Source organism: Burkholderia territorii, from assembly GCF_902833055.1.
Taxonomy (GTDB): Bacteria; Pseudomonadota; Gammaproteobacteria; order Burkholderiales; family Burkholderiaceae; genus Burkholderia; species Burkholderia territorii.
Genome location: NZ_CADFEJ010000001.1, coordinates 212,491 through 225,766, shown reverse-complemented (window position 1 = coordinate 225,766; position 13,276 = coordinate 212,491). Strand labels below are relative to the sequence as shown.

At 68.3% G+C, this 13,276-nt stretch carries 17 protein-coding genes; 1 reads left to right on the top strand and 16 read right to left on the bottom strand.

The annotated features are described in order from the left end of the window. Nucleotides 1-26: 26 nt before the first annotated feature. Genes HW466_RS01005 through HW466_RS00975 form a run of 7 tightly spaced genes read right to left on the bottom strand, consistent with a single transcriptional unit; the run spans nt 27 to nt 4,879 of the window. Nucleotides 27-887: an IclR family transcriptional regulator gene (locus HW466_RS01005; RefSeq protein ID WP_151004344.1), complete on the bottom strand. Its 861-nt coding sequence runs from the start codon at nt 885-887 to the stop codon at nt 27-29. After that, nucleotides 884-1,780, bottom strand: coding sequence for an alpha/beta fold hydrolase (locus HW466_RS01000; RefSeq protein ID WP_174905477.1), 897 nt, complete (start codon nt 1,778-1,780; stop codon nt 884-886). The genes HW466_RS01005 and HW466_RS01000 overlap by 4 nt, the downstream gene beginning before the upstream one ends. Before the next feature lie 18 nt (nt 1,781-1,798). Next, complete coding sequence (locus HW466_RS00995) at nt 1,799-2,326, bottom strand: cupin domain-containing protein (protein ID WP_009692519.1); 528 nt, start codon at nt 2,324-2,326, stop codon at nt 1,799-1,801. 34 nt (nt 2,327-2,360) lie between these two features. Next, on the bottom strand, nt 2,361-3,131 hold the full coding sequence (locus HW466_RS00990) for an SDR family oxidoreductase (RefSeq protein ID WP_174905476.1): 771 nt from the start codon (nt 3,129-3,131) through the stop codon (nt 2,361-2,363). After that, a complete protein-coding gene (locus HW466_RS00985; protein ID WP_059451070.1) occupies nt 3,124-4,194 on the bottom strand; it encodes an aromatic ring-hydroxylating dioxygenase subunit alpha in 1,071 nt (356 codons plus the stop codon). Before HW466_RS00985 ends, HW466_RS00990 begins: the two co-directional genes overlap by 8 nt. A 54-nt stretch (nt 4,195-4,248) precedes the next feature. Next, nucleotides 4,249-4,560 (bottom strand): recombinase-like helix-turn-helix domain-containing protein, encoded by a 312-nt coding sequence (locus HW466_RS00980; RefSeq protein WP_059509035.1) that lies wholly within the window; start codon nt 4,558-4,560, stop codon nt 4,249-4,251. Between the two features lies 1 nt (nt 4,561). Next, the gene (locus HW466_RS00975) at nt 4,562-4,879 is read right to left on the bottom strand and encodes a non-heme iron oxygenase ferredoxin subunit (protein WP_006758060.1); all 318 of its coding nucleotides are present in this window, start codon (nt 4,877-4,879) and stop codon (nt 4,562-4,564) included. 451 nt (nt 4,880-5,330) lie between these two features. Between HW466_RS00975 and HW466_RS00970 the strand changes: the two genes are divergently transcribed. Then, on the top strand, nt 5,331-6,410 hold the full coding sequence (locus HW466_RS00970) for a porin (protein ID WP_059451069.1): 1,080 nt from the start codon (nt 5,331-5,333) through the stop codon (nt 6,408-6,410). 116 nt (nt 6,411-6,526) lie between these two features. On the opposite strand, the gene HW466_RS00965 is transcribed toward HW466_RS00970, so the two are convergent. The 9 genes from HW466_RS00965 to HW466_RS00925 all read right to left on the bottom strand — a co-directional run bounded on the left by HW466_RS00965 (nt 6,527) and on the right by HW466_RS00925 (nt 13,223). Beyond that, nucleotides 6,527-7,468, bottom strand: coding sequence for an IclR family transcriptional regulator (locus HW466_RS00965; RefSeq protein WP_059507656.1), 942 nt, complete (start codon nt 7,466-7,468; stop codon nt 6,527-6,529). A gap of 269 nt (nt 7,469-7,737) precedes the next feature. Beyond that, nucleotides 7,738-7,914: a hypothetical protein gene (locus HW466_RS00960; RefSeq protein ID WP_170296721.1), complete on the bottom strand. Its 177-nt coding sequence runs from the start codon at nt 7,912-7,914 to the stop codon at nt 7,738-7,740. 22 nt (nt 7,915-7,936) lie between these two features. Continuing rightward, entirely contained in the window at nt 7,937-8,332 is a 396-nt protein-coding gene (locus HW466_RS00955) for a YbaB/EbfC family DNA-binding protein (protein ID WP_414133038.1), read from the bottom strand. Between the two features lie 148 nt (nt 8,333-8,480). Beyond that, nucleotides 8,481-9,875, bottom strand: coding sequence for a Do family serine endopeptidase (locus HW466_RS00950; RefSeq protein WP_239005847.1), 1,395 nt, complete (start codon nt 9,873-9,875; stop codon nt 8,481-8,483). A gap of 85 nt (nt 9,876-9,960) precedes the next feature. Next, a complete protein-coding gene (locus HW466_RS00945) occupies nt 9,961-10,329 on the bottom strand; it encodes a hypothetical protein (protein WP_174905475.1) in 369 nt (122 codons plus the stop codon). Between the two features lie 49 nt (nt 10,330-10,378). Beyond that, the gene (locus tag HW466_RS00940; protein ID WP_174905474.1) at nt 10,379-11,224 is read right to left on the bottom strand and encodes a hypothetical protein; all 846 of its coding nucleotides are present in this window, start codon (nt 11,222-11,224) and stop codon (nt 10,379-10,381) included. Nucleotides 11,225-11,230: 6 nt separating this feature from the next. Further along, nucleotides 11,231-12,121 carry a peptidylprolyl isomerase gene (locus HW466_RS00935; RefSeq protein WP_151007186.1) on the bottom strand — a complete coding sequence of 297 codons (891 nt, stop codon included), beginning with the start codon at nt 12,119-12,121 and terminating at the stop codon, nt 11,231-11,233. Nucleotides 12,122-12,207: 86 nt separating this feature from the next. Next, a complete protein-coding gene (locus HW466_RS00930; protein ID WP_174905473.1) occupies nt 12,208-12,648 on the bottom strand; it encodes a hypothetical protein in 441 nt (146 codons plus the stop codon). Next, the gene (locus tag HW466_RS00925; RefSeq protein ID WP_151006657.1) at nt 12,645-13,223 is read right to left on the bottom strand and encodes a YbjN domain-containing protein; all 579 of its coding nucleotides are present in this window, start codon (nt 13,221-13,223) and stop codon (nt 12,645-12,647) included. The genes HW466_RS00930 and HW466_RS00925 overlap by 4 nt, the downstream gene beginning before the upstream one ends. Nucleotides 13,224-13,276: the final 53 nt, after the last annotated feature.

Below are 13,276 nucleotides of genomic sequence, written 5' to 3'. Positions count from 1 at the left end.
CAGCGTGCGAAGCATGCGTGCGGATCTCATTTCAATCCCAAAGCCTTCATAAACGTGTGCTCGTCGTCCGAGCGGTAATTGAGCCGCCGCGACAGTTCCGCCGCCGCGCGCTGCACCTTGTCGATCAGGCCGTCGGCGACCAGCGCCGCGTCGATCTCCGGCCGAGGCACCGTCACCGTGATGCACGCGACGATCTTCTGCGTGTCGTTGCGCACCGGCGCCGTGACCACCGAAATGCCGCGTTCGAACGACGAATTGCTGACGCCGTAGCCGCGCAATGCGTCCTCGCGGATTACTTCGTACAACGCATCGACTGTCTCCGGCGTCGCGCTCGTCATCCGGTTCAGCGTGCTTTCCGGATACAGATCGCGCAATTCCTTCAGCGACAGGTCGCCCATCAGCACGTGGCCGTGCGTCGTCGCATGCGCGGGCAGCCGCGTGCCGACGTTCACGCGAATCGAGCTGAACACCGGCGACTGGCTCTGCGCCTTCGCGACGAACACCACGTCGCGGCCGTCGCGGATCACGATGTGCGTCGTGAAGCCGGTCGCGTCGCGCAGGCTTTCGATCACCGGCAGGCCGAGATCGGTCAGCTCGAGCGAGCTCAGGTATTCGAAGCCGAGCCGCAGCACGGCGATGCCGAGCTTGTAGTTGCGATCCTTGTCCGCACGCTCGAGAAAGCCCAGCGATTCGAGCGTCTGCAGCAGACGGAACACCGTCGTGCGCGGAATGCCGAGCCGCTTGGACAACTCCGGCGCGCCCAGTACCGGCTCGCGCGGCGAGAATTCCGCGAGGATGCGCAAGCCGCGTTCGAGGCCCGGCACCACGTAGTTCGCGTCGGGCTTCGCGGCTTCCGCGTCCTGCCGCTGTTGCAGCGGTTCGCTCATTCCAGCCCCCGTTGACGATCGCATTGACGGCAGAACGTGTCGATCAGCGACGAATAAACCGCCGGTGCTTCCACGTAACCCGCGTGACCGGCCTGCGGAATCACTTGCAGCCCGACGTGCGCGGCCGCGGCGATCCGCTCGCACGCCGCAGGCGGCGTGATCGCGTCGTTCGCGCCGACCGCCACCGCGGTGCGGCCGCGGAAGCCGGCGAGATCGGACGCGAGATCGGCATTCGCGAGCAGATGCGTGGCCTGCGCATAGCCGGCCGGCACGATGCGCGCCATGTTCCAGCGCACCCACGCACGCGCATCCTCGCTCGCGAAACCGGACAGCATGTTGGCGCTGCGCTGCTCGGCGAGCCCGGCCGGGCCGAGTTCCTCGAGCATCGCGAGGCGCGCATCGCGGCGCGCGTCGCGCGTTTCGGCGGGCGCGCTGCCGTAACCGCCCGCGGGCGAGATCAGCAGCAGGCCGGCGATCCGCGCGGGCATCGCGCGGGCCAACCCGCCCGCGACGATCGCACCGAGCGAATGCCCGACCAACACGCAGCATTCGATGCCGAGTGCCTCGAGCCACGCGTTCAGCGACGCCGCGTAATCGGCGGCCGTCGGCGACGCGCCGTGCACGGGGGTCGACACACCGTAGCCGGGCGCGTCCCACGCCAGCACGCGTCGCGACGCACCGAGCGTGTCGAGCTGGCGCACCCACGATGCGGCGCCCGAGCCGATCCCGTGCAGCAGCACGACGGGCAACGCGCGGCCCGCATGCTGCGCGCCGGCCTCGCGATAGCCGATCGTGCCCGCCGCGCCGGCCGCGCAGCGCTGTTCGGGAAACTGCCCGAGCAGCGCGGCGAACGCCGCGGTGCGGTCGCGTTCACGTTTGTCGATGACACTCATTGCTTGCTCCGCCCCGTCTCAGCGCTTGATCTTCGCGAGCGGCGAATCCGGCGGATACGTCGGCGTGATGGGCTTCGGCGAACCGAGCATCACGCACATCAGCGCGTCTTCCTCGCCGATGTTGATTTCCGTGCGGTACACGCCCGGCGGCACCGAGATCAGGTCGCGCTCGCCGAGAATCGCTTCCCAGGTCTCGCCGTCGCGCTCGCAGATCACCTTCATCTTGCCGCGCAACACGAAGAAGATTTCCTCGACGTCGATGTGGATGTGGCTCGGGCCGATGTTGCCGGCCGGGATGACCATCGTCGAAAACGTGAAGTTGCCGGCCGGCACAGTGTTGACGTCCTTCGCGACGCCCGTGCCGCCCGTGCCGACGTAGCGCATCTGCGCACGGCGATACTTCGGGTCGTAGTCGGCCTGGAACTTCAGTGCGTCCCAGTCGTAGCGCCGCGTCGCGTAGCGCGCGACACGCCCTTCCATCCAGTCGCCGAAGCTTGCGCCTTCCGGCTGGTCCCACGACTTGCGTTCGAGATCTGCGTCCGCCATCGTCCTCTCCTTCATTCAGAGTGAAAACTTCGATTCAATTCATTACGAAGCCGCCGTTCACCGGCAGCAGTTGACCCGTCACGAAGCGCGCGCCGTCCGACAGCAGGAACAGCACGGGGCCCGTCACGTCGTCGGGCACCTGCGCGCGCGTGAGTGCGCGGCCCTGCATGTAGAACGCGTGCCGCTCGGCCGGCACATAGGCCGTCGCCTCGACTTCGGTGAGCCCCGGCGCGATCGCGTTGACCGTCACGCCGTGCGCGCCGAACTCGCGCGCCTGCGCATGCGTCATCGCGATCACGGCGCCCTTGCTGGCGACGTACGCGAGCAGCTTCGGCGCGCCCCAGAGCGCGGTGTCCGATGCGAGGTTCACGATCGCGCCGCGGCCCGATTGCGCGAGATGCGGCAGCGCCGCGTTGCTGACGAGCCACACGCCGCGCACGTTTACGTTCATCACGGCATCCCAGGTCGGCACGTCGAGTTCCGTCGACAACTTGCCGCCCGAGTTCGTGATCGCCGCGTTGTTGATCAGCGCATCGATGCCGCCGAGCGCCGCCGAGCCCTGCGCGACGAATGCGTCGATGCTCGCCGGATCGGCGAGGTCGAGCGCGAAGAAGTGCGCGCTGTGGCCGGCTTGCACGAGCTGTGCGGCCAGCGCACGGCCCTCGTCGACGAGCACGTCGCCGAACGCGACCTGCGCGCCCGCGGCGACCAGCGCTTTTACGAACGCCGCGCCGAGACCGCGCGCGCCGCCCGTGACGAGCACACGGCGCCCCGGCAGCGAAACGACCGGCGCGAACTCAGCCATTCGCCGGCTCCGCCGCGGCTTGCGCCGCACGGTGCGCGTCGAGCGCGGACAGATGTTCCTGCGCGCGCTGGCGCAGCATCCGGCGCACGCGCGTGATGCCGACGTCGTGCTGGTACAGGTATTCGTGATCGCGCGCGTGCGGCGCGAGGCTTTCGAGGACGTAGCGGTCCTGCTCGAGCACGTCCCAGTGCAGGCCTTCGAGGCGGTTGCGGTACATGAAGCGCCATACGTCGCGCTGCCAGCCGCTGACCTTGCGGGTGCGCCAGAAGTAGACCTGGCAGTTGTCGCCGTCGACCGGCGTCGCGAAGCCGATGATCCCGAAGTTGCCGCCCGGGCCGAACTTCTGCTTGTACGGAATCGCGAGACGCATCCACAGGCAGCCCGTTTCGCCGAGCTCGACCCAGTCGAAGTTCACGTCGCGCTGGCCGATCTTCTCGAACATCAGGCCCGTTTCCGTCTTGCGCACGCGCATCTCGGCCTGCTTGTCGCCTTCGGCCATCGAGTGCGACGTCGCGTGCAGGTACGCGCCGTGCATCGGGTCCATCACGTTGTCGATCGCGTACTGGTAATTGCACTTCCAGTTCGATACGCACAGGAAGTGGGCGTATTCGTCGGCGACCAGTTCTTCCGGCAGGTTCAGCGGCGCCGGTTCGCCATGCGCTTCATCGCCGAACCACAGGAAGATCGCGCCGGCCTTCTCTTCGACCGGATACGACTTCACGCACTTCATGCCTTCGAGCGGACAGTTCGAGACGGCCGGCACGCGCGCAACCGTGCCGCCACCGTCGACCTCGATGCCGTGATACCAGCAGGCGATGTTGCCGCCGAGGTTCCAGCCGAGCGACAGGCGCGCGCCGCGGTGCGGGCAGCGATCCTCCAGCGCGTGGACCTTGCCCTCGTGATCGCGCCACAGCACGATCTGCTCGGACAGGCGCGTGAGGCCGACCGGCGCGTTGGACACCTGCCAGCTCGGGGCAACGGGATACCAGTAGTTCTTGATGCCGCGGTCGAGGTACTCGCGGACCGGGTCGTGTTGGGCTTCGTGTTGTGCGGGGGACGTCATCAGTGTGCTCCGGATGCGGTTGTCGTCGGGTCGGCGGTCACGCGGCGCGCGCGTTCATTCCGCCAGCGAGGCCATTTCGGCGCGAAAGCGCTCGGCCGTCCACGCGGTGCCGTCCGGCGCGCGAAAGCCGATGCGGTTCAGGCCCGCGACGACATCGTCCAGCTCGGTCGCGCCGCTCTCGAACACGCGTTCGAGCGCATCGCCGAGGTCGTTTTCATATTGGGTCGGCTCGGCCTTGCGGTTCTGCCAGATCTGGTTCTCGACCTGGCCCGGGATCTCGATCTGCCCCTTGCCGGCGACGTTGTTCGGCTGCGGCGCCACCCACGGCTTCAGGAAGGGATTGAAGTTGACGGTCGCTTCTTTCATGTCATTCCACCTTGATCTGGATTTCCTCGCCGGCCAGCCGCACCGCGTACTGCTTCAGCGCGCGCCCGCCCGGGCCCTTCAGGCATTCGCCCGTCTTGATGTCGAACACGGCCTCGTGCAGCGGGCATTCGACGGTGCCCTCGTCGACGAACCCTTGCGTCAGCAGCGCGTATGCATGCGGACACACGTTCTCGAGCGCATACACCTCGTCGCCGACGCGGTAGATCCCGATTTCGACGCCGTCGGTCCGCTTGAACTCGATCGGCGTGTCTTCCGACAGCGCGCCGGCGTGCCCGGCGCAAACCCATTGTTCAGACATCTCACACCCTTCCTTCTGATCGACTCTCGGTTCGCTCCGGATTTGTTCCATATCCGGAACAGCAGTTTATGGATGGTGATTATAGAAGCGACTTTCCACGAGTAAAACAAAAAGCTGCATGTCCTAGGGAAAACACCGACCGCCCGGTCGACGGCCGGCACCGTCATCCGCGTCCAACATGATTTCTCGTTTTATGGCGGGGATTTAAGTCCACTTTTCAGGATTGCCGGCCCGCTGTTGCGGATCGTCTGCAAGCGCATCCGGCCCGATAAATTTATTTTTGATACTTCCCGCGACACCTCTATACTCCATTCCATCAGAGGCACGTTGTTCCTTATATGGAACATAAAAGATGCCCCGCCCGGTGGTGAAGAAGCGCGCGACGGCCGGCCGTCCTCGTGCCCGCCGCCACGGCACGTTTTTCATCAGGTTTGGAGAGTCAGGAGATCAAATGGTCAAGCACGCGGTAGCAGCAGCAATCATCGGAATGGGCGCGATGTCGGGCGCCTGGGCGCAGAGCAGCGTGACGCTGTACGGCAGCATGGATGCCGGCGTCGCGTATGTGAACAACGTCGGCGGTCACGCGAAATGGGCGATGATCCAGGGCAACACGCAGCCCGACCGTTGGGGCCTCAAAGGCAAGGAGGACCTCGGCGGCGGCCTGTCGGCGATCTTCCAGCTCGAAAACGGCTTCTATACGAACAACGGGCAGTTCGCGACCGCGAACACGATCTGGAACCGCGCGGCGTTCGTCGGCCTCAGCTCCGAGCGCTACGGCACGCTGACGCTCGGCCGGCAGACGCCGCTGACGTTCGACTATCTCGATCCGCTCAGCACCGCGTATCTCGCGATGAGCTGGTATGCGTTCCATCCGGGCAACATCGACGGGCTCGCCGCGACCGGCAACGTGCCGTACAACAACGCGGTCAAGTACCGTTCGCCGAGCTTCGCCGGCTTCTCGGCCGCGGCCACGATGGCGCTCGGCAACACGACGAACTTCTCGACCGGCAAGTCCGTCGGTGTCGCGCTGAACTATGCGAACGGGCCGTTCAAGGCGTCGGCCGTGTACTCGAACGAGCACGATCGCGCGATCCTGATCGGCCAGACGGGCATCACGTCGTTCCAGGGGCAGAACACCGCGAACGGCTACCTCGCGAACAAGGTCGAGAACATCGGCGCGGGCGCGTCCTACCAGTTCGGCGACTTCCTCGTGCACGGCCTCTATACGCGCGTGAAGATGCAGTCGAACGGGTTTTCCGACACGTTCCAGAGCTACGACGCGGGTGTGAACTACCGCAGCAGCGCGTTCAACACGATCGCGGGCGGCGCGGCGACCACGACCCTGGCCGGCCGCCGCTGGACGCAGGTCGAGCTCGGCGACATCTATGCGCTGTCCAAGCGCACGCAGCTGTACGCGAACGTGCTGTACGAGCATGGTTCGGGCGGCGCGAAGGCCGCGTTCTTCACGGCCGGTGTGTCGAGCACCGCGAACCAGGTGGTCGTGCTGGCCGGCATCCACCATTCGTTCTGAGCGGCGACGGGCGCGCCCGCTCGGGGCCCGAAACGACAAGAGCAGCCTGCGGGCTGCTCTTTTTCATTGGCGATGGATGAATGAATGAAGCCGCACGATGCGGCTTGCGCGACGGATCAGAACATCGCGACCCGATGACGCGCGTGCGCGAACGTCGGATCGCTTTCGAGCGGCCGGTAGTTCAGGCGCTGCGACAGATCGACCGCCGCACCGCACACTGCTTCGACGAGCCGCTCCTTCTCTCCGGCCTCGCCGATCTCGGAACGCGGCACCGTCGCGGTGACCGCCGCGACGATCGCGCCGGAATGATCGCGCACGGGCGCGGTCACGGCCGAGATGCCGCTCTCGAACGCGGCCTCGCTGACCGCGTAGCCGAGCCGCGCGTAGTGACGCACGCGCTCGTACAGTTCGTCGACGGTGCCCGGCGTGCGTTCGGTGAACTGTTCGAGCCGTTTTTCCGGATAGAGCTGACGCAACGCGTCGCGCGTGAGGTCGCCCATCAGCACGTGCCCGTGCACGGTCGCGTGCGCGGGCAGCCGCGTGCCGACGTGCACCTTCACCGAACCGAACATCGACGTGTTGCTCTGCGCCTTCGCGACGAACACGACGTCACGCTGGTCGCGGATCAGCAGGTGCGTCGACAGGCCCGTCGCGTCGCGCAGCCGTTCGAGCACGGGCGTACCGAGATCGGTCAGTTCGAGCGAATTCAGGTATTCGAAGCCGAGCCGCAGCACGCCGACGCCGAGCCGGAAATAGCGGTCGCCGTTCACGCGCTCGAGAAAGCCGAGCGCCTCGAGCGTCTGCAGCAGGCGGAAGGTGGTCGTGCGCGGGATGCCGATGCGCTTCGACAGCTCGGGTGCGCCGAGCACCGGCTCGCGCGCGGAGAATTCGGCGAGGATCCGCAGCCCGCGTTCGAGGCCCGGAACCAGATACGACGACCCGCCGGCGGACGATTCGTCGTCGGCCGCGCCGTGCTTCGGCGCGTCGTGGTCGGCGTCGTCCGCTGTCGCGCGCGGCGCGCTTGCCGGCTTCGCCGGTGGTTTCGATGCGCCGCTCATCGTTGGATTGACCCTCTGCACATGGACGGAATGGAAGCGTTCACAAAAGACCCGCAATGCTCGATTATGGATTTTCGACCGGACCGGATCAACACGATCCGGCTCGGGCGGCCGACGGCCCGGTGCGCTCGACCGGCCCGCCCGGCGTTGATATAGCTTGATGCGATCGAAAGGATAGCAGCGATAGACAGGACTGCCCACCGGAACGTCGTGGGGTGGGACACACGGGGTTGAGCGGCGCGGCGGCCTGTGTGACGGAAAGACGCCCGTCACCGCCCGCACAGGATACCGACCTGCAATGTCGCCGCGCGCGCCGCATGCGGCTGCAGCGGTTCGAGCTGCCGCGCATCCGTTTCTTCATACGGAATGCCGTTGACACGCAGGACGGACGTGACGACATCGACCGGCACCGCGATCACGTAGTGCGCGGCATCTGCGCCCGTCACGGGAGCCGGACGATTCGTGCCGTCAGGGCGCGTTGGCCGCCGCGCCCGGATTCGGCATCAACCTCAACCGCACCCGCAACGGCTGCAGCATGTCCGGCGGCGGTGCCTCGGCGAGCGGACTCGCGGTCAGCAACTGACGCAGCGTCGCATCCGCATCGGCCGAGCCGAGCGACGCGAATTCGACACGTGTCACCGCACCGTTCGCCCCGATCCACGCGCGCACGACAATCGCCGGCGGCGGCGCATCGGCACGCGCGTTCAACACGCGCTCCTCCAGATACCGATGCAGCCGGTCGGCCGCGTCGCCGTCCGCTTCGAGCCATGCCTGGAACTGCCGCCCGACGAGCTGCGCATAGTTGATCCACGGCTGCGGCACGTCGGCGGTCTGTGCGGCAACCGGCACGCACACGGCGAGCACGCATGCGCAAACGCATGTGCGCAGCCACCCGGATACCGCCCCTTCCCGCCATCGCCCCATCGCACCTCCCGTTTCCCGTGTGTTCCCGCGTGCCGGATCAAACCATGTGCGCCGCACCGTCGCGCAACGTACCCGCTCGCCCCGCCGCTCATCCGATTTCGATCGGTACATACAACCGCGAGCCGCCGCGTTGCACGAGCAATGCGACGTTGCCGCGCGCGGCGTCGATCTCGGCCATCAGCGCACCGATGTTCGCGACCGGCGTGCCGTTGACCGACAGCACGATGTCGCCGGGCTGAAGGCCCGCGCGCGCCGCCTGGCCGCTCGCCTGTTCGACGACGAGCGCCTGGCTCATGCCGAGCCGCTGCCTTTCCTGCTCGGTCGCGGCGCGCAGAGCAAGCCCGAATCGCGCCGGCCCTTGCGCGCCGCCGGCCGGCGCCGCCCCGCTGTCGAACGCGCCGACCGTCGCGTTGACGTGCATTGCCCGTCCGGCGCGCCACACGAGCAGGTCGGCCTGCCGCCCGCCGCGCATGCCCGCGATCGCGCCGAGCAGGTCCGCCGATTCGGCGACGGGTTTGCCGTCGACCGCGAGCACGACGTCGCCTGCCCGCAACCCCGCATGCGCGGCCGGGCCGTCGGGTTCGACCGTCGTGATCAGGGCACCGTCGGAGTTCGGCAGACCGAACGAACGCGCGAGCGCCTGGCTCACTTCCTGCACGGCGACGCCGAGCCGGCCGCGCGTGACCTTGCCGGTGCGCAGCAGCTGGTCCTTCACGTCGAGCGCAATGTCGATCGGAATCGCGAACGCGAGCCCCTGATAACCGCCCGTCTTCGAGAAAATCATCGAGTTGATCGCGATCACGCGACCGTCGAGATCGAACAGCGGCCCGCCCGAGTTGCCGGGATTGATCGGCACGTCGGTCTGGATGAACGGAATCGCACGTTCGCCGGGCAACGAACGCGACTTCGCGCTGACGATGCCTTGCGTGACCGTGTTCGCGAACCCGTAAGGAGAACCGATCGCCATCACCCAGTCGCCGACCTCGGTGCGCGCGGGGTCGCCGGTCGCGACGACCGGCAGGCTGCGCGCGTCGATGCGGATCACCGCGACGTCGGACACCGGATCGCTGCCGATCACGCGACCCGTGAATTGCCGCTTGTCGGTCAGCTTCACGTCGACGGTGGCCGCATCGCCGACCACGTTCCGGTTCGTCAGGATCACGCCGTCCTCGCTCACGATGAAGCCGGAGCCGAGGCTCACCTCCTCGCGGTTGCCGATGACGCGCCGCGCGAGAAACGGCGCGAGCGGATGATCGGGCGCGATGCCGGGCGGCAGCTGGATACCCATCTGCGTGACCTCGCGCGTGACGCTGATGTTGACGACGGCCGGGCCCACGCGTCGCACGAGCGCCGCGAAGTTGGGCAGCGCGACGCTCGAGGCTACGGGACGATCCGCCGCCGATGCGGGCCGCTCGGCCGCCGATGTCGCGGCCGTCGCGGCCGTCGTCGCGATGCATGCGCATGCGATGGCCAACGCGCTCATCGTCGTTCGCGTCGCTACTGCGCGCCCGATGTTCATGCACGTGTTCACGTCGCGGCTCCTCGTCGGCTCCCGATGCTGGGCGCCATCATGGCTTCGGCGGCACCGCGACCGGTGCGTCGGGCCGTTGCGGCGTCACCGAGCGGCCCCAGTTCGAGCCGAAGCGATTCCGTTCGGTCGACAGGTTGAACGTGCCGAGTCGATTCGACGGCTGCTTCGACAACCGCTCCGAATCCGTCTGCGACGCACCGCCCGGTTGCGCATCGGCCGTCGGTTTCAGTTGCCGGCTCAGGCAGTCGTACGACAGCGCACGCTTGCCGTCCACTTCCGCGTCGACGCACACGGGCTTCGTAGCCGAACCGGGCTCGTCCGCCGCCGCGTGACCGCCCTGTGCAAGCGCGCCGGCAACCGGCAGCATGCAGGCGATCGTCACCAGAACCTCCAGTCGCATCTTCATCCGCGCTTCCCCTCGATCATGGCCCGCCGATGTCCGTGCACTCGTCCGTTCATGCAAGCGCGCCGCGCGTCCTCGGCCGGGCGAGAAAGCGCTCGAACGCGGCGCGCCCGGTCGCGTCCACCGCAGGCGCGAGCGCGTCGGCGCTGCGCGCCCATGCGTCGCGCATCCCGTCGATCGGCTGCCAGGCCAGCACCTGCGCGCCCGTGGGATACGGCGTGACGACGGGTTCCCGATAATCGACGCGAAAGAGTCGCGGCGCATTGCTGCTCACCGTCCACAGGTCGCCGACGTCGCGCACGCTCGCATCGAACCAGAACCGCACCCAGCGCACCGTCGGCGCGAGCGCCGCGGCGCCGGGGGCAACAGCGGCCGGCGCGTCGCCGACAAGCGCATCGGGCACGCGCAGGAAGCCGGCCAGCACGAGCAGCACGGCCGCGAGATCGGCGTCGCGCAGCATCCGGTACGACCAGAGATCCGCGACGTCCATGCACGCGATCACCGCGATGAAACGCTCGATCGTCAGCGACGGCCACACGTGTCGCATCAACGCGTAATGACGTGCCCATTGCACGACAAACGCGGCGCGATGACGTGCCGCCACCTGCGCGTCGCGCGAGCCGCGAATCGTGAGCTCGTCAGGCTGGTATTGCCGCGTCGTCAGCACGCATTGCGCCGAACAGCGCGCGCTGCGGTGCCGCGCATGGCCGCCCGCGCCGGGCAGCGGCTCGAGCGCGCCGAAGCAAAGCGGGCAATGTGTCGGCCATTCGCCGGGCCGCCCCGGCCACGGATTCGCCTTCGGCAGACGCGGACGATCGGGTGCGGCGGCAGCGCGCCGCCGCCCCGGCGTGCGCGTATCGGGCGCCAGAGCGCGCGGCGTCGAACGGACGGGTGCCATGGGCGCCTACCGGGCAGCCGCGAGCGCTTTCTTCAGCGCGTCTTCGTTGATCGGTGCGTTCGCCGTCAGCTTCGCGAGATACGCCTGCGCGTTTTGTTGCGTGCGCTGCGCGCGCAGCATCGTGCGCACCTGTTCCTTCACGTCGGCGAGCGGGCGCGGCGCGGCCGCGCGTACCTCGAGCAGCTTCACGACATGGAACCCCGACGGCGTGCGGACAGGCGCCGAAACCTGGCCCGGTTTCAGCCCGTCGGCCGCCTGCCGCACGGCCGGCAGCATCACCGAATCCGGCACGAAGCCGAGATCGCCGCCGTTTGCCGCGCTCGCCCTGTCCTGCGAATTCGCCTTTGCAATCGCCGCGAAATCGCCGGTGCGCGCGCGGTTCGCGAGATCGGCCGCCTGCTTGCGCGCGGCATCGAGCGTCGCGGCATCGGCATCGGGCGGCACGGCGATGTAGATCTGCGCGACGTGCAGCGCGCGCGGCACGGTGAATGCCGCGCGATTGCGCTCGTAAGCCGACTGGATCTCGGCGTCCGACGGATAGTCGGCCGGCGGCGCGCTCACCGACGCGAGATAGCTGCGCACGACGATGTCGCGCCGCGCCTGCTCGAGCGCCGCCTGCACCTGCGCGTCTTTCTCCCAGCCCTTCGATTTCGCCTCGGCGAGCACCGCCTTCTGCGCGAGCGTCGAGCGCACGATCTGGTCCAGCGCCGCCGGATCGGCCGCGAGCCGCTCGCGCCCTTCGGGGCTCACCGCCTTCAACAGGCCCGCGATATCGGACTGCGTGACCGACGCCTGCGCGGCGTTTGCGATCACGTCGTCCTGCGCGTGCGCGGCGAGCGGCGCGGCCAGCAGCAGGCCGCCGGCCATCAGCGCCAGCGTCTTCATCTTCGTCATCATGGTTCGACTGCCCTCTCGATTGCCGTCGTATCGCGCACGCCGCAGCGCGCGCGGCGTACGCGTCGTTACGTTCGTCGCCGCATCGGCTAGCGCAGGCGCGACAGCGCCATGCGCAGCACGATCGGCTGGGTCATCCCGTGCGGCGGCGCCGTGCCGATCGCGCGGCCGACGAGCGCGTCGCGCAGCGCCGCATCGACCGCCGGATCGCCGGCCGGCGCGCTGTCCACGCGGGTCACGTGACCGCGCCGGTCGAGCCACGCGCGCACCGGCAGCATCAGCCGGTCGTCGCCGGTATCCGCGAGCCGGTCGGCCCAGCGGCCGACGTCCGCGCGCAGCCGGCATGCAGCCGCATCGTCGCCGTCGATCGCCGTCTGCAACCGCCGCGCGACACCGTCCGCATACGCGATCCATGCGGCGGGCGCGTCGGTCGCTGCCGTCGTGCGCGCCGCGAGTTGCACGCGAGCCCGCAGCAGCGTGCGCAGCGCGGCGCCGATCCAGTGGCCGGCGCGCCGGCTCGCAGCGATCATGACTGCGCCGGGACCTCGGCCGGTGCCGCGACGGCGGGCGATGCCGCCGCGTCACCGCCCGCCGCCATGCGGGCCGCCGTTTCCTGCTCGGCCATCGCCGGACGGTTGCGCAGGTGCAGCAGGAATTCCTGGATCAACCGATCCCACAGCTCGACCGTCGAGCGCAGGTGGCGCTCCGATACACCGCCCGCGACCACCACGTCCATCTCCAGCGCGAGAAACGCGCCGTGGCTCGCGAGACGCGCGAAGCGCTTGGTGCGGTTCCAGTTCGCGACGAGTTCCGCCGGCAAGTCGCCCTGCACCTGCAGCACGCACGACAGCGTGTAGTCGATGTACGGGAGCGCCGCGGCATCGGCGTCCTGCGGTGCGAGTGCGACGGCCGGATTGCCGAAGCGCACCGCGAAGCCGACACCCTGGCTCGCGCTCATCAATTGCATCGCGCCGTTCTGTTCGGCGATGGTCACGCGGTAGCCCGCGCGGCGCAGGATATCGGCGAGGTGTTCCGCGCTGATCGCTTCGATCGGCGCGTCATGTGCGGCGCGGTCGGCGGCGGTATTCGATTGCGTGTGTTGCATGTCTGTCTTCCCGGTGTTCAACGGATCGATCGGTTCAAGGCCTTGCTGCGGCC

Excerpts from the sequence above, each read along its gene's own strand:
- HW466_RS00945 (WP_174905475.1), bottom strand. The coding sequence starts at position 10,329 with ATGAAGATGCGACTGGAGGTTCTGGTGACGATCGCCTGCATGCTGCCG.
- HW466_RS00935 (WP_151007186.1), bottom strand. The coding sequence starts at position 12,121 with ATGATGACGAAGATGAAGACGCTGGCGCTGATGGCCGGCGGCCTGCTG.
- HW466_RS00980 (WP_059509035.1), bottom strand. The coding sequence starts at position 4,560 with ATGAAAGAAGCGACCGTCAACTTCAATCCCTTCCTGAAGCCGTGGGTG.
- HW466_RS00930 (WP_174905473.1), bottom strand. The coding sequence starts at position 12,648 with ATGATCGCTGCGAGCCGGCGCGCCGGCCACTGGATCGGCGCCGCGCTG.
- HW466_RS00985 (WP_059451070.1), bottom strand. The coding sequence starts at position 4,194 with ATGACGTCCCCCGCACAACACGAAGCCCAACACGACCCGGTCCGCGAG.
- HW466_RS01005 (WP_151004344.1), bottom strand. The coding sequence starts at position 887 with ATGAGCGAACCGCTGCAACAGCGGCAGGACGCGGAAGCCGCGAAGCCC.
- HW466_RS01000 (WP_174905477.1), bottom strand. The coding sequence starts at position 1,780 with ATGAGTGTCATCGACAAACGTGAACGCGACCGCACCGCGGCGTTCGCC.
- HW466_RS00925 (WP_151006657.1), bottom strand. The coding sequence starts at position 13,223 with ATGCAACACACGCAATCGAATACCGCCGCCGACCGCGCCGCACATGAC.
- HW466_RS00990 (WP_174905476.1), bottom strand. The coding sequence starts at position 3,131 with ATGGCTGAGTTCGCGCCGGTCGTTTCGCTGCCGGGGCGCCGTGTGCTC.
- HW466_RS00940 (WP_174905474.1), bottom strand. The coding sequence starts at position 11,224 with ATGGCACCCGTCCGTTCGACGCCGCGCGCTCTGGCGCCCGATACGCGC.
- HW466_RS00975 (WP_006758060.1), bottom strand. The coding sequence starts at position 4,879 with ATGTCTGAACAATGGGTTTGCGCCGGGCACGCCGGCGCGCTGTCGGAA.
- HW466_RS00970 (WP_059451069.1), top strand. The coding sequence starts at position 5,331 with ATGGTCAAGCACGCGGTAGCAGCAGCAATCATCGGAATGGGCGCGATG.
- HW466_RS00965 (WP_059507656.1), bottom strand. The coding sequence starts at position 7,468 with ATGAGCGGCGCATCGAAACCACCGGCGAAGCCGGCAAGCGCGCCGCGC.
- HW466_RS00950 (WP_239005847.1), bottom strand. The coding sequence starts at position 9,875 with ATGAGCGCGTTGGCCATCGCATGCGCATGCATCGCGACGACGGCCGCG.
- HW466_RS00995 (WP_009692519.1), bottom strand. The coding sequence starts at position 2,326 with ATGGCGGACGCAGATCTCGAACGCAAGTCGTGGGACCAGCCGGAAGGC.